Consider the following 21,110-nt stretch of genomic DNA (forward strand, 5'->3'; position numbering starts at 1 on the left):
TCATTTTTATATTTAAAAACAAACCTAAGTTAACTTTACTCAATTGATTTTAAGTACTTTGCTATTTTATCTGCAAGACCATCCATACCTACACCTGTTAAAAAAGGAACAGCCAAAAATTTTTTTATTCCTTTAGCACTAGTATCACTTACTGGTGTAGTATGAACAATAATATCAGGCATAAAAGTATCTATTTTTGAAGCAACTTCAGCAACTTTACACTCTACTACTTCAACATTAAGTCCCCTTTCTTCTAAAAGCTGTCTGCATTTTTCAGCAGCAACAGTTGAAGTTGCAACTCCAGTACCACAAACTGATAAAATCCTAAATTTCTTCATTATTAAACCCTCCATATTAAAAATTATAATTTATTTTAAAAATATTATAGAAATATCTATTTCATATTAATTTAAACACTTAATTTATCATTTAAAAGATGTATAAGCTCATCTTTGTTGTTAGCTTGATATATTTTTTCCATAAGGCTAGTATTTTGAATAATTGACATTATGTTTTGTAACAATTTTATCTGTGCATGTCCATCATTCATAGCTAACATAAATATTACTTTAACACTTATTGTATCTGACTCATCTCCACCCATCATATTAAATTCAATTGGATCTTTTAATGTTGCAATTGCAATCATTGGCGATATAACATGTTCTGTATCAGTATGAGGTATAGCTATTCCATAACTTTCTGCAATCAATCCAGTTGGAAAAACTTTTTCTCTCTCAATTACACTTTTAGGATAGCTATCTTTTACATATCCATTGTCCAACAACATTTTAGATATCTTATTCAATGCACTGTACTTATCTTTTTCATCTAATCCGATTTCTACAACATTTTTATCAAGACAAAATTTACATACCACTTATAATCTCCTCCTAATTTTATAACATATAATAATATAAAATATGTGAGCTAAGCTATAAATTACTTTTAATATATTTTCTGTAATATATCTTTTATCATATGATATGCTGGTTTATCATTGTATACAATTTCATATAATGCATTCAAAAGCACCATATCTTTTAATGATAATTTATTTTCACTTTCTAATTGTTTAACTAGATTATATCCAAACTTTATTGCAGCATATCCTTCCACAGTTATATCATTTTTTTTCATTTCTTCTATTGCTTTACTTGAAACACAACCACCACCAATTACTTCACCAAAAATTTTATTTCTTCCCGCTTCTCCTGTAACTTCTAAATCACCTGCTCCAGGCAATCCTATCACAGATTCTGTTTCTCCTCCCATTGCATTTACTAAACTAATCATTTCACTTATAGCAATAGTAAATAATGCAGATTTAGTATTATTATGAGGGTATTCATTTTTTTTCTTAAAACCTTCTGCTATACCTAATGATATCGCATATGCATTTTTCATAGCTGCACAAACTTCTGTTCCAACGACATCAGTATTTGTTTCAATTCTATAAGTATCAGTAATCAATATATTCTTCATAAAATCAGCACTTTTTATATCATTTGAAGAATATGTCACAGCTGTAGGTGATTGTAATACTACCTCTATAGCTTTACAAGGCCCTCCAACTACTACAAAGTTAATTTTATTTTTTAATTTCTCCGGTAAAACTTCTTCAAGAACCTTAGGTAAAATAACTATTTTATCATTTTTATTAAATGCAAATCCTTTAGATACACTTCCAACTATCATACCTTCGTGTAAATATGGTACAACTCTTTTAAATATTTTTTGAAGTGCATCAGAAGTTATAGCCATTATTACAAGATCTGTATTATCCATTGCTTTATCTAATTCATCAGCATAAAATGTATTTACTTCCTTTGGGAGGTTACATTTATGTTTTTGGTGGGGCATGCCATTTCTTAAATTATGAATTATTTCATCATCTAGTTCTGTTCCCCATAAATTAACTTTATGTCCATTATTTACTAACGGAACAGTTAATGCACTTCCCATTGCTCCTGCACCAATAATTGTTACTGTAGCCATATCAACCACTCCTAACTAATATTTTATTAATTATTATTAATTATTAATATCTAACTCTAAATTTTATTTTTAGATCATAAATGAATACTGTTTTTTATTGTTTTTTATCATATTTGTTTCTTTATTTAATATTACTAAATTATTGTATTCTATTCAAGCTTATTATTTATCCTTTATAATAAGTATTATAGTTATTTCCCTTTGTTTTCTTTATCTTTCTTTTATTTTCATTATTTATCGTTTATCTTATTATAAAAATTACAAGACTCAAAAGTTCAAAAAGCAAAATTTCCTATTCCTATAACTGTGTTTTATCCATAATAGTTAATATCTATTTAGAATTCTTATCACTATTTAATAAGATACATTAGTTAAATTATTCACTATTTCTTTCATAAATTCACATATTTTATTAAATACATATTTATATATTTTTTTCTATAAGTCATTGAAATTTATATTATTATCGTTTAAACTTAAATTGTACATTAATATCATCCATTTTTATATAGTTTCGCTAACTTATATTATCTTAACTATCATTATAACTTTTTATCATTAAATAAATTATACAATTAAAATATATAATTAGTCATTATTTATTTCATATATATTCTTTGCAGTACTATAGTTTGTAATTAACACATCTATAAAATTTCCATTCAAAGCTCCTATTATAGCATCTATCTTATAATTTCCACATGCAACTCCAACTACAGTTTTTATCTTTTTTATATCATCTAAATTAATACCTATAACTCTCTTGTTAAATTTGAAATTTATAAATTCTCCATTTATATTGTAAAATTGTAGGCATATATCACCTACTGCACCTTCTTTTTTAAATTTTGTTATATCTTCTTTATTAAAATATCCACTTTTCATCATAGTAGATTTTTCCATTACAAGAGATCCAATAGCAACAATTGCAATATCTACATTTTTACCCATCATAAGTACTTCATTTATGCTTTTTTCCTTAATAAAATCATCTCTACTAACTGAATCCGAAACTACTGCTGGGACATGCAATAATTTAAATTTTCCATTACAAGCTTTTGCTAAATCCATTACTATCTGATTTGGATGTATTTCAATCTGTATCTGACCAATTCCACCTATAAGCGGAATAAATTCTAAATTCATTTTAGGATTTGGATTAATATATTTTGAAATATTCTTTATTGTTGTACCCATGGATACTCCTATTTTATTGCCTTTTTTTGCAATTCGTTCCAAATATTCAGCAGCACATTTTGCAGCAAGCTTTTTCTGCATATTTTCATCGTCATCATCATCAACTATAATAACTTCCCTTATTCCATATTTCTTCTCTATATTTCTCTCTAAATCTTCATAATTATTTTTTAAAGGATTTACTATTTCAATTTTCACTATTCCACGCTTTCTGCCTTCGTCAAGAAGTCTAGATACAGTAGGCCTTGAAACGCCTAGAATATTACTAATTTCATCTTGAGTCAATGAATCTTCATAATAAAGCTTGCAGCATTTAATTATTAAACTGGTTGTTCCTACAATTTTTCTCATGACAATTTTTTGACCTCCATTTATTATTGTTCGCTCTATTAAGTTATATGAAAATTAATCTTCTGGACACTAGAAAACATAATAAATTCAAGTAGAATCAATTATCCTTATAATCTCCTATGACTATGCATTATCATAATTTAAATATTAATAATACAGCTGATAAAAATTTATTCAAATCACCTTCTATAAAAAAAGAAAAAATTATCAAGTTATTTTTTCATAAAAATCTAACAGAATAATATTGTTTTGCCATTAATTGAACATTTGATAAGATACTGAAATTATATCATCAAAAAAATTACAATTCAAGCTTATATCAAATTAGGTTTCTGTCAAGTTAAAGTTGGCAATTTTATCATAAATAAATGTTTTTATATCTTTCTTTACTTTTTGAATAGCAATTACTACTATCTTTACTCACTAAAATTATAATTTAAGTAAAGAAATGAAAATTATTAAAAAAGTTTATTTAATAATAAATGAAAATTAAAGTATAAAATTATTAATAAATTACTAGATAATAATAAAAAATATAACTTCAATTTAAGTCAAAAAGAAATCCTAATAATTCTCTGGATATCTATTAAAATAAAATATTTTTGACTTATATAAAACAAAATATCACCTCTCAAATATAACCTATCTTTCTTATACTAGGACATCATCATCTTTCACCCATAATTTGTCATAATTCCAAATTTATTTGTTGACAAACTCAGAACTGAATGTTAATATAATATCAAAATTAGTTTTACATAAATCAAATATATGAACATATGTAAAAATAATTAAAACATTTATATTAATAAAAACTTTTATTTTATATTCAATTAATTTTAAAACTTTAAAATGAAATTTTATAAAAATGTGGGGAGAGATGCAAATGCTATTAGAAAATGAAAGAAAAAAAGTTATAGAAATTGCATTAGAAGTTCAAAAGCAAAGACTTGTTGCATTAACTTTTGGGAACTTTAGTGTTAGGGATGCTAAAACAGGTTATATTTGTGTTACTCCAAGTGGAATGAAATATGAAGAGCTTGTCCCAGATGATATTGTAGTTGTAGATGAAAATTGTAATATAATAGATGGAAAAAGAAAACCTTCAATAGAAGCTGGTATGCATTGTTCAGTTTATAGAAGAAGACCTGATGTAAACGGTATAGTTCATACACACTCTCCATGGGCCACTGCTTGGGCTTGTTGCAATCAAGAAATTCCATGCATTCTAGCAGAATTAGCTGGATTAGTAGGAGGTCCTGTAAGATGTGCTCCTTATAGACCAATGGGTACCAATGAACTTGCTGAAGTAACTGCTGAATCCTTAAAAAATGATGATGCAATACTTATGGCAAAACATGGAGCTTTATCTGTAGGTGCAAATATAGATATAGCATTAAATAATGCTATAGTTGTTGAAGAAGCAGCTAAAATAGCAATTGGTGCAAAAATAATAGGAAACATTTCTCCTTTATCTGATGAAGTTTGTAAGGAAGCCAGACAATCCATTATCGAAAAATACGGACAAAAATAATAAAAGTATCTAAAAAATATGTAAATATAAAAATTATTTGTATAAAATCAGGAGGGTTATAAATGAATGGAAAAATGAAAGCACAGATGTTTTACGCTCCAGGAGATGTAAGATTTGAGGAAATAGATATTCCTACACCTGGTGATAATGAAATACTTGTAAAAGTAAAAGCAGCCCTTACTTGTGGAACTGATCTTAAAACATACAGAAGAGGTCATCCAACTATAATAACAAAAACACCTTCAACATTTGGTCATGAATTTGCAGGGGATGTTGTAGAAGTTGGCAAGAATGTTACTAAATTTAAAATTGGTGACAGAGTTGTAGGTGCAAACACTGCTCCATGTTATGATTGTTACTTCTGCAAACGAAATATGTTCAGCCTCTGCGAAAACCTTCAATATTTAAATGGAGCATTTTCAGAATATGTTGTAGTTCCTGAAAGAATATTGAACTATAATTATTATAAAATTCCTGATGGGCTTGATTATAGAGAAGCTGCACTTGTAGAACCTCTTGGTTGTGCAGTACACGGAATAGATAGAACCCCAATAAAAGTTGGTGAAACAGTTGCAGTTATAGGAGCAGGTCCAATAGGTCTTATGTTTGTAAAACTTGCTACTTTAAAAGGTGCACGAGTAATTTCTGTTGACTTATCAGATTATAGACTTGAACAAGCTAAAAAATTTGGGGCAGTATATACTGTAAATGCTTCTTCACCAGAACATATAAATGAAGTAAGAAAACTTTCCCAAGAAGGAAAAGGTGTTGATGTTGCAATTGAAGCTACTGGATTTCCAGAAGCATGGGAAAATGCTATAAATATGATAAGGCCAAATGGACTTGTTCTTGCATTTGGTGGAACTAAAAAAGGAACTCATATATCAATCGACTGTCAAAAATTCCACTACGAAGAAATACAGATAAAAGCAGTATATCATCACACACCATATCATATACAACAAGCTCTACATCTTCTTGCTACAAAACAAATTGATGGAAGTATGTTTATAACTGGAGAATATCCTCTTTCTAAAACAATAGATGCACTTGAAAGTATTGGAAGACAAGAGGGCATAAAATATGCTATAATTCCAGAACTCGATAGGTAAAAATATATTATGTAAATGGGAGATGTTTTTTTGCATCTCCTCTTATTTTTTTATTAATTACTACTATATTTCCTCACTAAAATTATACTCTAAGTTGAAATTATAAATAAATTATTACATAAAAGCTATAGTATCTCCAACCTTTACTCTTGGACTACATTCACCTTTTAATACAATTTGACCTGGAAGTTCTACACTTTTCATTCCTGAAAAGTTTAATGTACAATGTCCTATTTCTATTATAGTATGTCTAGCTTCATCACCTATTGCAGTTATTTCGTAACTCTGTCTTCCTAATACAAGTTTATCCCCTACTTCTATTTCTTCTTTAAAGCTTCCAATTGTATGTAGTATAGAAACTTCAGCCAACTCTTTTGGGACTCCATTATTAAAAAGTACAAGACTATTACATGTATCTAAAAGTTCAAAAGCGAACTTACCTATAAACGTAATCTTAGATTCATATTTCATAAAAAATTCCTCCTAAGTATTTAAGTAACTGAAATTATATCATTAAGAAAATTGTAATTCAACATATCCATTGACTTAAAAGATAAAATATTCTAATATTTAATAGTACATTCTATTTGTCAATTTATTTAATATATACAAACATTTTAGGAGATGTAAAATGGAAACTGAATTATTATTGATAAGGCACGGACAAACTTCGTGGAACAAATTAGGAAAATATCAAGGATCCTCAGATATAGAACTTTCAGAAGAAGGCATAATTCAAGCAAAATATCTTAAAAAACACTTAAAGGGAAAATTTGATTGTATTTATACAAGCCCTTTAAAACGTGCTATAAAAACTGCTGAAATAATTGCAAGTAATTCAAAGAAGACTCCAATAATAGTAAATGATTTGCGTGAAATAAACTTTGGAAAATGGGAAGGCCTAACTTTAAAACAAATATATTCTGAATATAAAGATGAATATTTAAAATGGCAAAATGATCCTGGTAATGCTAGTCTTCCTAAAGGTGAAATAAGCCTTGAATATGCTTGTAAAAGGTCTAAAAATGCATTAATGAACATTGTTCGTAAAAATAAGCAAAAGAAAATTGTTGTAGTTGCACATGGTGGAATATTAAAAGCTGCATTAGTTGGATTATTTAACTTAGATCCTTTAATGTATCATAAATTTATACTTTCAAATACATCTGTAACTAAAATACTTCTCAATGATAACTTAGATCCAATTATATATAGCATAAATGATACTTCACATTTACCAAATTAGTTATTCATTTTTTATTAAATATGTAAAATACTATTCTGCTACAAATCAGTCCTAAAATTATACCACCTAAAATATCTGTAGGATAGTGAACATATAGATATATCCTTGAAAAAGCTATTAAAATTGCTAAAATGAATAAGCCTATAGAGTATTTTTTAAAATACCTTGATAAAGTTGAAGTAGCTGCAAATGCAGCTGTAGTATGACCTGAAGGGAATGAATAAGATTTTGGTTTTGAAATTAAGATATGTACTATATTAGATTCCTCAAAAGGTCTTGGTCTTTGAACTATATTCTTTATTATACCTTCACCTAATATAGCTCCTAAAACTACAGCTGCTAAAGTTACAATTCCAGCTTTTCTATTTTTTTTACTCATTATAAGGAATAATGATATTGCAATCCATATAATACCTGTATTTCCAAGCTTAGTTGTGAATATCATTATCTTATCCATCATACTACTATACATATTATCTTCTATAAATTTAAATATAAAACTATCAAATTCATTAATTAAAACTTTCATATTTTACTCCATAATATATTTTTTAAACAATTATATCATAAAATATATTATAAATGAAAATACATGTATCTAAAAATTTTCAATAGAATAACGTATATTTTTACAACAAAGCAGGAAAAACTTTTAAAAAAGAATATACCAGATTACTCATAGAATCTTATATCTATGAATAACTAAAGTTTTTAAATAAAAACATATTGGAGGTAATTCTAATGGAAGAAATATTTATTCGTAGAAGTATACGCAAATTTAAGAATATACCAGTAGAAAAAGAGAAAGTTAATAAATTACTAAGAGCAGCTATGCAAGCTCCATCAGCAGTTAATCAACAACCTTGGGAATTTATTGTAGTTGAAGATAAAGAAGATTTAAAAAAATTATCTCAGATATCTCCTTATTCAAAGCCTATTGCAAATTCACCTGTTACATTTATTCTACTTGGAAACCAATACAATATGATAGCTCCAACAGCTTGGACTCATGATATGGGAGCTGCATCTGAGAATATGTTACTTGAAGCAGTACACCTTGGACTTGGAGGAGTATGGTTTGGAGTAGCAACATCAGAAGAAATATCTAAAAATCTAAGTAGATTATATAATCTTCCCGAATATATAAAACCTTTTGGATTAATTTCTGTAGGATATCCTGATGGGCAAAAGAATGAATTTGTTGATCGTTATAGAGAAGAAAAAGTTCATTATGGCAAATGGTAATATGATAGTTACTTTATATATAATATATAAAAAGGCTGTGACATAAATCCACAGCCTAAATAAATTTTTATTATTTTATTTAATTTTACAACTCATTAACAATAAATTGAAATTCAGTTGTATAATTCTCACCTGGCTTAAGCGTTTTAAGCTGACCTCTCTTTCTAGCTTCTGCTCTTCCTTCTGGTAACCATGTTCCTGGTTCAATTCCAACTACATAATCACCTTCACCTATCTGTTTCCATTCAGAACAGTATGGTAATGTATTTTTCCTATATTTAAGTACAATTTGAATACCACTATTTAGAAGATCAGGATTTTCTATAGTAGCATAAGCATAACCATCCTTATCCTCTACTGGATTCAAATAATACAATTGTTCAGTAAAGCCTGATATAGGTTTATCAAATAAATTCCACTCATCTATTCCCTCTTCAGCTCGCGGATCTCGTGATTTTACACTTTCAGAATCAATTAGTAATTTTGTATTCTTATCAATAATTGGGAAGCCAAAATTGCAATGATACATAAGCATAAATGGTGACTCTTTAAATCCTTCATTAACAACGGTATCCTCAATTTTTATACAATTGCTTCCAAGTTCCGTCGTAATCTTTCTATTTAAAACCATATTATCACCAAACATGGAACTTTCCCTCATCTGTCCTTCAATAGTAAAGATAAGATCATTACCTTCCCATTTTGTCTTATAAGAACAATTCTGCGCTGGTGTATTTGATATACGTCCATGAAGTCCAAGCTCTTCGCCTTGATCATTACATGGTGCTCCCATATATGTTAAGCCACAAGTTGTTGTAAGCCCACATGTAAAATTTCTTAAAAATCCAAGTCCATCTTTTTCAAAAAAGAATGGAGAACTTATTCCTGATTTTGAAATAAATGAAAGTGGAATTCCCTTATATGATGCCCAAGTAATATCTAAACAACGAGATGGCACTACTGAAAATTCAAGTCCAGAACCATTAACTACATCTAGTCCACGCATTCCTTCTGCTCTACCTGACTGAAAGCGATAATCAACTATTCTAGCTATCTGAGAAATGTCACCAACACGTTTCATAATTTCATCGCGAGTCATTTCATGTCCAAATAAAGTACTCATTTTATTCCTCCGATAAATTTAAATTCATGAGAACATCGCCTAAATCACAAAGCATATCTGTTGCATAATTATAAACATCCATTAATTTATCATATTTTTTAACATTATCTTCTATTGGTGAAACCTTCTCTTCAATGTGATGAAGCTCATCAATTTTATCAAAATCTTTCCAAATTCCAGTTCCAACTGCCGCACAAGCCGCTGCCCCTAACGCTGCCGCTTGCTCATCAATATTAGACTTTAATACAGTCATTTTATATATATCAGCATAAATCTGTCTCCAAACAGCACTTTTACTTCCTCCACCAACTAAAAGCATTTCATCACCGATTGGAGTTAATTTCCTTAACTCATCAAGACAACTACGCAGTCCCATAGATATTCCTTCCATACTTGCTCTAATAACATCAGCTCTAGTATGAATTAAATCCAATCCTAAAAATGCACCCCGTAAATTGTAACTTTTATTCATTGGCATTCCTCCGCCAAGGCTTGGATTAAACATTAAACCATTTGAACCTACTGGTGACTTACTGGCCTCTTTTGTCATTAAATCGTATTCATCTTCTCCAATTTCCTTTGCTGCATTTACAAACTCGTGGCAAAGTTGGTCACGCATCCATCTAAATGCGGTTCCTCCTGCTGTTACACATAAAGCAGAGGCAAAATAATCTGGAACTACATGTGCAAATACATATGGGCGTACTTTTACATCTAAAACTGGTTTTTTAGATGAAACTGCAATCCAAGATGATGATCCTAAAGAATTATAAACTCTTCCTTCTTTAAATGCTTTTGCTCCAAGGGCCATACAAGAATTATCAACACCACCGCTAACTACAAGAAGATTTCTTGATAGACCTATTTCATCTGCCACTTCCGGCTTAATTTTTCCTACAATTCCTGTAGACGGAATCACTTCTGGGAAAATATCTTTTGGAAGTTTCATTGCATCAATTAATTCATCTGAATATTTCCAATTTTCAAGATCCCATACACCTGATCCTGATGCATATGAAGGATCTGTACATATTCTTCCTGTCAATCTGTAGTTTATATAATCCTTTGTACCAACTACTTTATAAATTTTATCGAACATATCTTTCATATTATCTCTATACCACATTAATTTAAATGCTGTATAGAAAGCTGCTGTAAAACCATTTCCAGTTGTCATGTACCATTTCTTTTCATCATAGTTTTTAAAAAATTCACTTGCTTGTTTTACTGCACGTCCATCAGACCATATGGGAGAACTTGGATTTAACAGTTTTCCTTCTTTTGATATGCATACTGCACCTAAACTATGACCTGAAATACCACAGCATGTAATTTCATCTTTTGAAACTCCTGTTTGTTCAATAAGCATTTTTGTACTTTTTACAATTGCATTCCACCAATCAAGTGGATGTTGTTCATGCCATCCTTGTGCAGGATAATACGTATTATATGAAATAAAAGTTTTTGCAAGACAATTTCCATCTTCATCATATAAAGATGCCTTACTACCACCTGTACCTAAATCCCATGCTATAACTTTCTGATCCATAATTTCACCTCCGCTAACATTTAAAAATCAATTTCTTGAAATATAATATTATTCATCACCAGTTACTACTCTCTTAAGTCTACCTTTTTCAGCTCTAACCTTTTTAAGTAGATCTACATATTTTTTATTGTATACAGCGCATCCAACATGGTTCTGACGAATCATAAGTTCACTGCATCCATTACAACATGTACACCAATTAATCTCATCTTCCCTATTTTCCATATACTTTTTAGGAAGGAATGGATCTGCAAATGACTGACGTCCTAAAGCAATCATATCAAAATGATTATTTCCAACCATATAATTGCCCCAGTGGAAAAGATTATTCCATTCAGGTTTTACACCTCTCAATTTATTGTACTTACCATTACCAAGTATAGATAATCCCCCACCAACTACTAGAGTTTCTGGTTTAACATTATCCTTTAAAATTTTAGCCATAGTCATATGCATATATACATCGTCAGCTGTTACAGAATTTGGAGTCATTAAATCCCAAGTTACAGATGGATTTCCCAATGTTTCAATGAAAAAACTAGCTCCTCTTTCTTCACATCCTTTTACTAAATCAATTGATTCTGTAAGATCAATTAGTGGACTATCTGGGCCTGCATGTCCCTGACCACCTGGCATTCCTTCATACATAGTAACTTTAGCACCAACTAAGAAATTGTCATCATTTACAGCCTTTCTAATTTTCTCAATCATATCAAAAGCAAAACGACTTCTATTCTCCCAAGATCCACCATACTTCCATTTTCTATCATTGTAAGGACGCAAAATCTGAGATCCTAAATATCCATGACAGAACTTAACATCTACACCGTCCACACCTATGTCATATAAAAACTTTGATGCTTTTACAAATGAATCAATTACACCATCTATATACTCTTCTCCTATAACTTCTCCACCAAAACCATATAACGGCTTAACACATACACGGTGTGAGAATGTTTCAGCAGAAACTTCACCTGAATGGTTCAACTGAACTATAAAAATAGGATCTGGATATTTCGTCTTTAAATTTTTAACAAATTTTTCCCATGCTTTTCTATTTTCAGGATCATCAACATCTAACATCAATTGAGTCTTACGAGCACGAGTATCAAACTGCAGTGTTATAGATTCCATAACTATTACTCCTGCTCCACCTGCGAAAAGGTTTTCATAACGTTTTAATGAATCCTCTGTAAATATGCCTTTTTCATCTCCATCACAACATTCCATTGGCTGTATGCAGAATCTATTTTTTGCTGTTAAATTACCAACTTTAAATGGCTGTGCCAAAGGTGTATTTTTATTATCCATATATATTCCTCTCCCACTTATTTATTAAATAATAATTTTATATTTTATAACTTTACCCAAGAATGCTTCTTATTACTATCCCAACAGGAATCAAGCCAATGCATAATACGAACACCATCTTGAATATTTGGATAATATCCTGCTTTTTCTCCTTCAAGATCTTTTAAGAATTCTTCATATATATTAGCGAATGCATAATATAGTCCTTCATGATGCCCTGCTGGAAGACGTCCTGAACTTGAATAAGGCATTTTATATTGACGACCTTTTGAAATCAACATAGTTGGGTAACCTTCTAGTGTCATATTAAATACTTCTGCCTCTTCATTACGCCATTCAATAGAACCTTTAGTTCCATAAATTCTAATACGAATTCCATTATCGTTACCATGTGCAATTTGAGATGCCCAAATAATACCTGTTGCACCATTGTTATATTTTAATAAAACGCTTGAATTCGTATCTGTTTTATATCCACCTACGTTATCCAATTCACAGCAGGCTTCTGACATTTCAAGCCCTGTTAAATAATTAACTGTAAATGCAACATGACTTCCAATATCTGCTAGACTATTCATTTTTCCTACTAACTTTGGATCAGTTCTCCAAGGTGGCATACCTGTATTTCCTGCAAGCCAATCTTGAACATATTCTCCCATTATCATTACAATATCTCCAAGATCGCCTCTCTTTATTATCTCACGCGCATGCTGTAATGCTGGATACCCAGCATAGGTAAATGTTACACAAAATTTTAATCCTTTTTCTTTTGCAAGTTTCTGAAGCTCCAATGCTTGACTTTCATCTGTTGTAACTGGTTTATCAGATGAAACATTAATTCCAGCATTCAAGAATGCCTTTGCAATTTCATAATGAAAAACATTTGGAGTAGTAATTACAACAAAATCAATTCCATCTTCACGTTTTCCCTCAGCTTCTGCCATTTCAAATGCAGTTGCATAAGTTCTCTCACTGGAAACTCCTCTATATTCAGCTGCCTCTGCATTTTTTTCAGGATGTCTTGAAAAGCATCCTGCAACTAATTTTGCTCTGTGAGTAGCTTCAATTCCTCTAATATGCACATCCGATATAAATGCACCTTTCGATGCACCTACTATACCAAATTTTAGCATCTTATCAACTCCTTTATTTTTCAGCTTTTGCCATATTATCTGTATTGGCCCAAGTGAGTTCTCCTGCTTTTTCACGAATCATAACTTTCTTTAAAAAGTCAACAGCTTTTGTAAGCCCTTCAATATTATTCATATAAGTATCTTCATGTTCAATACTAATTGCACCTTCATATTCAGCATCTACAAGTTCAGACATAATTTTCTTCCAATAAAACTCATCATGACCATAACCAACTGTACGGAATGACCATGCTCTCTTTGTTCTTTCTGAATAATTTTTAGCATCTAATCTACCATTTACAGCAATATTATGCATAGATTCAATACTATCTTTTGCATGAAAATGCTTAATAACATGTCCTAATGTACGAATTGCAGTAGGCACATCTACACCTTGCCATACAATATTGGAAGGATCAAATGTACAACCAATTGCCTCACTACCAACTGCATTGTAAAGTTTCAACATTGTTTCAGGATTATATACAACGAATCCTGGATGCATCTCTATACACATTGTTACATTATGTGCTTCAGCAAATTTAGCTTTTTCTTTCCAATAAGGAATAACTACTTCATTCCACTGCCATTTATAAAGTTCTTCGAACTCTGTAGGCCATGGCTGAACAACCCAATTTGGATAATGTCCTCCTGGTTCTCCTGGACATCCTGCAAAAGTAACAACATTTTTTACCCCAAGTTTTTCAGCAAGAAGAATTGTATCATTTAAATTTTTATTAACAGCTTTATTTGCCTTTTCATCTGGGTGTACTGGATTTACATGACAATCCAATGCACTTATACCCATATTATATTTTTCAAATAACTTTTTAAATTCACTAATTTTCTCAGGTTCTGCAAGTAACTCAGCTGGCTTACAATGTGCATCTCCAGTAGCTCCACCACATCCTATTTCCATAGTTTCTACTCCCATAGAAGAAAGTAGTTTAATTGCCTCCTCAAGACTTCTATCACTTAATAAACAAGCCAATACACCAAGTTTCATAAAAGTACCTCCTTTAGTTATTTAAAATATTTTATTGAAAAGCTTTACTTGTTAATTTATAATTATAGTAGCATCAAAAAATAAGATTGAAAATACAGAAAAAATACCAGTAAAATGCGCAAATATTATCAGTATTTATTGTTTTAATATAAATTATAGATATAAAGCCTTAAAATCCCTCATAATCATAATCAATTATTATCTTACATGTTAGCATCTTATCAAAAATTAATAAAAGCCTGCAAAAACATTGAATTTAAAATTAACTTATGATAGGAGGAAGATTATGATTAATAATGAATATGAAGAATGGACTTTTTTACCTAAAGTATTAGACAACGTATCCACAAATATTACTTTTGAAGACTTTATATCTAATAATAAAATTTTACTTACTATACTTGACACAATTCAAGATGGTATTTCTATTCTCAGTCCAAACTTATATATAAAATATGCAAATCAAGCAATGATTCATTGGTATAATACAAAACATTTCTATAAAAATATTAAATGTTATAAATTTTTTCACAACAGAAATACTATATGTAAAAATTGTCCTACTATGAGATGTCTTCACACTAAAAAGCCTCAACAATCAACAGTTGATTTTTATTCAGATAATACCTTTAAAGGTTACCTTAAACTCTATTCTGTTCCTATTATAGGTAAAGATGGAAATGTAATGTTTGTTATAGAATATATCCGAAATATTTCCTTATTGAAATCAGTAGAACGTAACTTACAGGACTTAAAAATTAAATATGCACTATTAATGGCCTATAATAACTTGCTTACAGAACAATTACATGAAAAAAACAAAAAAATTGAAGAAATAGAATTGACAATACAAAAAAATATTGATAAATATATTAAGCCTTATTTTGAATACCTAAAACAAAAATCATCTAAAGAAGATATAAAAATTATTTCTTCTATGATAAAATGCCTCTCATCCCCACTTAGTAAAAAAACTAATCCTTTAATCAATACTCTTTCCTCAAGAGAGCGTGAAGTTGCTATGCTAATAAAAGATGGATATTCATCAAAGCAAATTGCGGCAAAATTATTTATTTCAAAACGTGCAGTAGATTCTCATCGTCAAAACATACGCAAAAAGCTTAAATTAAGTACTCACGAAAATCTCCAATCATATTTAAAAAACAATTTACAATAAAATTAATAATACATGTATTATGTAGTTTTATATTACTGTAATTTAAAAATTAGATTATCTTATATATTGACAAAAAACAATAAAAAGCATAGAATATAAGCAAGATGTTAATAATAACTTATAATGTTCAAATGAACAAAGATTATGATTAGAGGAATAGGCTATGCTAAAAAGACTATTAATAAGAATATCTCATATGTACTATAATGAAGGATTAACACAATCTCAAATTGCAAACAAATTAAACTTATCAAGAATGCAAGTTTCTAGATATTTGCGCAAATCTAGGGAAACTGGTATTGTTAAAATTATTATTGATTATAGTGGATTGTATTTTAAATTAGAATCTGATATTACTAATAAGTATAATTTAAAACAAACAATCATTGTTGACGATACTATGAGTAAAGATATGAAAGAAAATATTGCACAAGTAACTGCAAATTATTTAAAAAATTTTTTTAAAAAGAATTCAACAGTGGCTCTTGGATGGGGAAGTACACTTAGTAGACTTCCTAAATATATGGATGATATGTCTAATATGAATTTATTATTTACACCAATTATAGGCGGACATGGAAAAAGCAATTTTGATTGGCACGCATCGACAATTGCTTCTAATATAGCAAAGAAAACAGGTGCTAAATCTTTATCTCTGTTAGCGCCTGCACTAGTAAAAGATAAAAGAGAAAAAGAAATATTAATGAATGACATTCAAATTAAAGAAGTCATTAATCAATCTAAAAAAGCTGATGTTGCAATATTCAGCCTAGGATTTCCGTTAAATCCGAATAGCAGCATTAATAAATCTGGTTACTTTTCTAAAAAAGATTTAACTCAATTAAAAAATGAAAATGCAGTATGTGATATTGTTTCAATACTGTTTTTAAATCAATACGGTGAGAAATGTTGTTCTAATATTACAGATAGAAGTATCGGCATAAATGAACAAGATTTAAAAAATATACCAATTAAAATATGTATAGTTGAAGGACTAGAAAAAGCAAACACTACAAAAATAGCATTAAAATGCGGATATGTTGATATTTTAATTACAGATAAAAATATAGCAGACTTTTTAATGACTTAAAACTAATTCTTTTTATTATTTACTTAATTAATTTCATAAATTTATAAAGAAAAATATTTTAATTATCAAAATATTATTAATATTTTAATATATTGATACAACAAATATTTAAATTATAAAAAATTAAAACGAAGGGGAGAATTAAAAATGAAATTAACTAAGAAAGAGTTTTTAGCACATGTTGACCATTCACTATTAAAGCCAGAATTGACAAAACAACAAGTAATAGAGGGATTAAACTTTGCAAAAGAAAATTCTTGTGCTTCAGTTTGTATAAATCCATGCAATTTGGACTTAGCTTATGAAATACTGCATGATACAAATGTTAAAATAGGTACAGTTATTGGATTTCCATCAGGAGCACATACTACATTTTCCAAAGTTGCTGAAGCAAAAGATGCTTACTCAAGAGGTGCAGTTGAATTGGATATGGTTATTAACATAAGTGCATTAAAAAGCGGAGATACAGAAAAGGTGAAAAATGATATTAAATCAGTAGTTGATGCTACACCTGCAATTGTAAAAGTAATCTTAGAGAATTGTTTCTTAACAAAAGAAGAAATTGTACTAGGCTCTAAGCTAGTTGAAGAGGCAGGAGCGGCATATGTAAAAACATCCACAGGCTTTGCTAAATCTGGAGCTACTGTAGAAGATGTACGTTTAATGAGGCAATCTGTTTCTGATAAGGTTAAAGTAAAAGCTGCTGGTGGCATTCATACTTTTGAAGAGTGCATGGCACTAATGGAAGCAGGTGCAGACCGTATTGGAATTAGTAGGACAAAAGATATTATAAGTGAAATTTAATATAAAAAACAAAGATCACTATTTGTAATAAACATAATATTTCATAATAACTATTTTATTTAGAAAATTTAAATTGTTGTGACAAAAATATAGGTATATCAGTTGTTCAACCTAAATGTCACTGTTTACCAAGTGGAGAGGTTGTTACAAATCCTTGTTATGTGTCTTCTCTCAATAGGTCTTTTTGGACATATAAATTAATAACAGATTGTGACGCTGACACTGTAGCTATAACTTCTTTTGCTATCCCAATATGCGAAATAATAAAAAAAGAACTGCTCACCGTATCTGAAAAAATTGACGGTTGCGGTGAATGGACATCTGTACCCTACACCCTATCTAAATCAGATAAAATTTTTGGTGACGCACCTGAAGGATTCCAATTTGTAATAATAGATACCAACAATAGATACACAAAAGGCGTTTCTGTTGCTTACAGGTTGGAGCTAAAAGGGAACTTTCCTGTAGCTACACAACCTATTTCAATAAATACAAATTCAATTATAACGGTTTTTGATTGTAATGGAGGATTCTTAGTTCCTGAATGTAACCCTCAGGGAAAACTGTCTATAAATAAAGATGCCAAAACTATTATTGAAAATAATCAATCTATCATTGAATATTCTCTAGAAATAAGCAATATAGGTAATGCTACATTAGAAGATGTAGTTCTATCGGATATTCTTTTTCTACCTACTCAGCTTACTTCAGGGAATATTAGCACAAGCCTTGAAAAATTAAATATTATTACTAATAAGCCTGGCCAAATTACAATAAATGGATCTTTAGGGAAATTAGAACCTGGTAGTGAAATAATAGTAACCTATAATGTACCAATAATAGGTATATCCAACCCTGGATCATATATAATTAATAATCTTGCAACTGTAACTAGTGAAGGTACTGAAGCTACAGCCACATCTTCAACTACAATAGACGCCGTTCAATTAGAATCTAATAAATGTTGCAATGTATTAGAAAATGGCGTAGCTGAATATATAATTACTATAGCTAATATTGGTGATTCCCCTAGCACCCAAGTTAATATAGTAGATACTCTAGTAATTCCTACAGGAGTAATAGTGAAATTTTTAGACTTTTCAGGTTGTACTGTTGTATTTGCAAATAATGAAAAACAAGTTCCAACTAACGTTAATATGCAAGGACCTGCTGACATCAAAATAACTTGTGATAAAATAAATATACCTCAAAATTCTAATTCACAAAAAATTATACGCTTTGAATTAATATCAAGTTCTGTGTATGGAGAGACTCTTATTAAAAATGAGCTAGATGAAGTTAATCCAACTATACCAGATTCTCAAATCTTTTTAGGAACTGGTATATTACCTTCAAGAGCTGATTTAAAAGTAACATTATCTATTGAGTGTATGAATCCATGTAATAAGACTTCTTAAAATTTTAAAAAACAAGAAAAGTGATTCATTTTTTAAAAGTAATGAATCACTTTTCCTACATATTATTTATTGATTTTACTATCTTATAAAGTTTGTAAATACTTTATCTTCTTTCTCTTTTTCTAGAACTTTTCCTTTGCCATTTTCAACTAATTTCATAAGCCATGCCATATTTTTTCCTAATACCCGCATTATTTGTTTTCCCTCTTCATCTTTCATAGCTTCCCCTGGAGCTGTTCCATGTATTACATTCCAATAATTTGAAGTTGGAATAAGCATTTCAGCATAGTTAAGATAATTATTAAGTTGATTAAAAGTAGGAATTCCTCCCGAACGCCTAACAGCAACTACAGCTGCACCTACTTTATGCCTTAATAATCCTCCACCTACAACATAAAATGCCCTGTCCAAAAATGATTTCATTGCTCCACCTATAGCAGAAAAATGAACTGGAGATCCTAGTATTATTCCATCAGCTTCTATCATTTTTTCTATCCACTCATTCACTGGATCATCCTTAGTTATACACTTGTTTTGTCCAGTTCTAACACAATAATTACATGCAAGACATCCCTTTATAGATTTATTTCCTACATGAATTATTTCAACTTCTATTCCCTCTTTTTCCAACTCATCTGCTACTAATCTTATAGCGTGATATGTGTTACCTTCTTTTCTAGGACTTCCATTAAAAGCAACAACTTTCATATACTCTTCTCCCTCATATATCAATTTTATTTTTATAATTATTTGCAATAAATCACATTACCAAAATACTAATTTATTACCACCTATCACAATGTATTCGTTCTTTATTAAATCTATCTACAGCTTTCTTTTGTTCATCCGGATATCCAATAGGTATTACGCATAAAGGAATTACACTACTTGGTAAGTTCAAAATATCCTTTATTGCATTTGTTCTTTCTTCCTCTGGATAAACACCAAGCCATACAGCACCTAATCCCTTATCCTCAGCAGCTATTAATATATTTTCTGCAGCAGCAGAACAATCTTCTATCCAAAACCCCTTAAATATTTCTTTTGATTCATCTCCACATACTACAATTGCAACATCTGCCTGTAACAACATTTTTGAATATGGATGTACTTCAGTTATTTTTTTCATAACTTCTTTATCTCTTAACACAACAAATTCCCAAGGTTGTTCATTTCCAGCAGAAGGTGCCGCCATAGCCGCTCTTAATAGTTCTTCAACAATGTCATCACTTACTTTAGCATTTTTATACTTTCTTATACTTTTTCTATTTAATATTGCATCCATATATACAATCCTCCTAATTGATATTGCAAATAATCTATGTTAATATTATAGTCAATAAGTTAATTTATAACAAGTACATACTATTTTGTATTATAGTACCTAAAAAGATACTATAGGAAGGATGAAAATTATGAATTCCAATTGTTCTAATTTGAAATTTAAAAATAAAAATTATACATGTACCTTTGAAATTACAATAGACTTGATAGGTGGAAAATGGAAACCTCTTATTATTTGGCATTTAGGAAGTAAAGGAACTCAGAGATTTAGTCAATTAAGAAGATTAATTCCACAAGTAACTCAAAAAATGTTAACTCAACAATTAAGGGAATTAGAATCAGATAATTTAGTGAATAGAAAAGTTTATCCTCAAGTTCCCCCAAAAGTTGAATATTCATTAACTAATTTGGGTAAAACTTTAATGCCAATTTTAAGTATGATGTGTAAATGGGGAGAAGATTATTACAATTCTTCAAATTAAATAATTTAATATGGGTAAAGATATTAATCATTCTTAACTTATTCATC

The 21,110-nt window shown here is 29.6% G+C and carries 22 protein-coding genes; 9 read left to right on the forward strand and 13 right to left on the reverse strand.

Annotated features, from left to right (window positions below; translation table 11 throughout):
* Nucleotides 1-35 precede the first annotated feature (35 nt).
* From H2684_RS09845 to H2684_RS09860, 4 genes are all read right to left on the reverse strand, one after another.
* A complete protein-coding gene (locus tag H2684_RS09845; RefSeq protein WP_182089238.1) occupies nucleotides 36-338 on the reverse strand; it encodes a PTS sugar transporter subunit IIB in 303 nt (100 codons plus the stop codon).
* Between the two features lie 71 nt (nucleotides 339-409).
* On the reverse strand, nucleotides 410-880 hold the full coding sequence (locus tag H2684_RS09850; protein ID WP_182089239.1) for a PTS sugar transporter subunit IIA: 471 nt from the start codon (nucleotides 878-880) through the stop codon (nucleotides 410-412).
* 68 nt (nucleotides 881-948) lie between these two features.
* Nucleotides 949-1,998 (reverse strand): 2-dehydropantoate 2-reductase N-terminal domain-containing protein, encoded by a 1,050-nt coding sequence (locus tag H2684_RS09855; protein WP_182089240.1) that lies wholly within the window; start codon nucleotides 1,996-1,998, stop codon nucleotides 949-951.
* Between the two features lie 588 nt (nucleotides 1,999-2,586).
* Nucleotides 2,587-3,546: a sugar-binding transcriptional regulator gene (locus tag H2684_RS09860; RefSeq protein ID WP_182089241.1), complete on the reverse strand. Its 960-nt coding sequence runs from the start codon at nucleotides 3,544-3,546 to the stop codon at nucleotides 2,587-2,589.
* Nucleotides 3,547-4,432: 886 nt separating this feature from the next.
* Between H2684_RS09860 and H2684_RS09865 the strand changes: the two genes are divergently transcribed.
* Both H2684_RS09865 and H2684_RS09870 read left to right on the forward strand, forming a co-directional pair.
* On the forward strand, nucleotides 4,433-5,080 hold the full coding sequence (locus H2684_RS09865; RefSeq protein WP_182089242.1) for a class II aldolase/adducin family protein: 648 nt from the start codon (nucleotides 4,433-4,435) through the stop codon (nucleotides 5,078-5,080).
* A gap of 62 nt (nucleotides 5,081-5,142) precedes the next feature.
* Nucleotides 5,143-6,192, forward strand: coding sequence for an alcohol dehydrogenase catalytic domain-containing protein (locus H2684_RS09870; protein WP_182089243.1), 1,050 nt, complete (start codon nucleotides 5,143-5,145; stop codon nucleotides 6,190-6,192).
* Nucleotides 6,193-6,306: 114 nt separating this feature from the next.
* Here the strand turns inward: H2684_RS09870 and H2684_RS09875 are convergent, their stop codons facing one another.
* Nucleotides 6,307-6,663 carry a PTS glucitol/sorbitol transporter subunit IIA gene (locus tag H2684_RS09875; protein WP_182089244.1) on the reverse strand — a complete coding sequence of 119 codons (357 nt, stop codon included), beginning with the start codon at nucleotides 6,661-6,663 and terminating at the stop codon, nucleotides 6,307-6,309.
* Between the two features lie 160 nt (nucleotides 6,664-6,823).
* Between H2684_RS09875 and H2684_RS09880 the strand changes: the two genes are divergently transcribed.
* A complete protein-coding gene (locus H2684_RS09880; RefSeq protein WP_182089245.1) occupies nucleotides 6,824-7,438 on the forward strand; it encodes a histidine phosphatase family protein in 615 nt (204 codons plus the stop codon).
* A gap of 4 nt (nucleotides 7,439-7,442) precedes the next feature.
* Here H2684_RS09880 and H2684_RS09885 read toward each other — a convergent pair whose 3' ends face one another.
* Nucleotides 7,443-7,967, reverse strand: a complete 525-nt coding sequence (locus H2684_RS09885; RefSeq protein WP_182089246.1) for a phosphatase PAP2 family protein — start codon at nucleotides 7,965-7,967, stop codon at nucleotides 7,443-7,445.
* Nucleotides 7,968-8,179: 212 nt separating this feature from the next.
* Here H2684_RS09885 and H2684_RS09890 point away from each other — a divergent pair, with 212 nt between their 5' ends.
* The gene (locus H2684_RS09890; protein ID WP_182089247.1) at nucleotides 8,180-8,683 is read left to right on the forward strand and encodes a nitroreductase family protein; all 504 of its coding nucleotides are present in this window, start codon (nucleotides 8,180-8,182) and stop codon (nucleotides 8,681-8,683) included.
* Between the two features lie 85 nt (nucleotides 8,684-8,768).
* Here the strand turns inward: H2684_RS09890 and H2684_RS09895 are convergent, their stop codons facing one another.
* The 5 genes from H2684_RS09895 to H2684_RS09915 are packed head-to-tail and all read right to left on the reverse strand — an operon-like array spanning nucleotide 8,769 to nucleotide 14,808.
* The gene (locus H2684_RS09895) at nucleotides 8,769-9,806 is read right to left on the reverse strand and encodes an aldose 1-epimerase family protein (protein ID WP_182089248.1); all 1,038 of its coding nucleotides are present in this window, start codon (nucleotides 9,804-9,806) and stop codon (nucleotides 8,769-8,771) included.
* Nucleotide 9,807: 1 nt separating this feature from the next.
* Nucleotides 9,808-11,355 carry an FGGY-family carbohydrate kinase gene (locus H2684_RS09900; RefSeq protein WP_182089249.1) on the reverse strand — a complete coding sequence of 516 codons (1,548 nt, stop codon included), beginning with the start codon at nucleotides 11,353-11,355 and terminating at the stop codon, nucleotides 9,808-9,810.
* 48 nt (nucleotides 11,356-11,403) lie between these two features.
* Nucleotides 11,404-12,669 (reverse strand): 2,4-dienoyl-CoA reductase, encoded by a 1,266-nt coding sequence (locus H2684_RS09905; RefSeq protein WP_182089250.1) that lies wholly within the window; start codon nucleotides 12,667-12,669, stop codon nucleotides 11,404-11,406.
* Between the two features lie 44 nt (nucleotides 12,670-12,713).
* Complete coding sequence (locus H2684_RS09910) at nucleotides 12,714-13,802, reverse strand: Gfo/Idh/MocA family oxidoreductase (protein ID WP_182089251.1); 1,089 nt, start codon at nucleotides 13,800-13,802, stop codon at nucleotides 12,714-12,716.
* A gap of 13 nt (nucleotides 13,803-13,815) precedes the next feature.
* Entirely contained in the window at nucleotides 13,816-14,808 is a 993-nt protein-coding gene (locus H2684_RS09915; RefSeq protein WP_182089252.1) for a sugar phosphate isomerase/epimerase, read from the reverse strand.
* Nucleotides 14,809-15,094: 286 nt separating this feature from the next.
* Between H2684_RS09915 and H2684_RS09920 the strand changes: the two genes are divergently transcribed.
* The 4 genes from H2684_RS09920 (at nucleotide 15,095) to H2684_RS09935 (ending at nucleotide 19,297) form a co-directional block, all read left to right on the forward strand.
* Complete coding sequence (locus tag H2684_RS09920; RefSeq protein ID WP_182089253.1) at nucleotides 15,095-15,985, forward strand: PAS and helix-turn-helix domain-containing protein; 891 nt, start codon at nucleotides 15,095-15,097, stop codon at nucleotides 15,983-15,985.
* 163 nt (nucleotides 15,986-16,148) lie between these two features.
* Nucleotides 16,149-17,075, forward strand: a complete 927-nt coding sequence (locus H2684_RS09925; protein ID WP_182089254.1) for a sugar-binding transcriptional regulator — start codon at nucleotides 16,149-16,151, stop codon at nucleotides 17,073-17,075.
* Between the two features lie 147 nt (nucleotides 17,076-17,222).
* A complete protein-coding gene (gene deoC / locus H2684_RS09930; protein WP_182089255.1) occupies nucleotides 17,223-17,879 on the forward strand; it encodes a deoxyribose-phosphate aldolase in 657 nt (218 codons plus the stop codon).
* Nucleotides 17,880-18,040: 161 nt separating this feature from the next.
* Nucleotides 18,041-19,297 carry a hypothetical protein gene (locus tag H2684_RS09935; protein WP_182089256.1) on the forward strand — a complete coding sequence of 419 codons (1,257 nt, stop codon included), beginning with the start codon at nucleotides 18,041-18,043 and terminating at the stop codon, nucleotides 19,295-19,297.
* A gap of 78 nt (nucleotides 19,298-19,375) precedes the next feature.
* On the opposite strand, the gene H2684_RS09940 is transcribed toward H2684_RS09935, so the two are convergent.
* Complete coding sequence (locus H2684_RS09940) at nucleotides 19,376-20,005, reverse strand: flavodoxin family protein (protein WP_182089257.1); 630 nt, start codon at nucleotides 20,003-20,005, stop codon at nucleotides 19,376-19,378.
* A gap of 76 nt (nucleotides 20,006-20,081) precedes the next feature.
* Complete coding sequence (locus H2684_RS09945) at nucleotides 20,082-20,582, reverse strand: nitroreductase family protein (RefSeq protein WP_182089258.1); 501 nt, start codon at nucleotides 20,580-20,582, stop codon at nucleotides 20,082-20,084.
* Between the two features lie 130 nt (nucleotides 20,583-20,712).
* Between H2684_RS09945 and H2684_RS09950 the strand changes: the two genes are divergently transcribed.
* Nucleotides 20,713-21,063: a helix-turn-helix domain-containing protein gene (locus tag H2684_RS09950; protein WP_182089259.1), complete on the forward strand. Its 351-nt coding sequence runs from the start codon at nucleotides 20,713-20,715 to the stop codon at nucleotides 21,061-21,063.
* Nucleotides 21,064-21,110 lie beyond the last annotated feature (47 nt).

This window comes from Clostridium sp. cel8 (assembly GCF_014050525.1).
In the GTDB taxonomy this organism is placed as follows: domain Bacteria; phylum Bacillota; class Clostridia; order Clostridiales; family Clostridiaceae; genus Clostridium_B.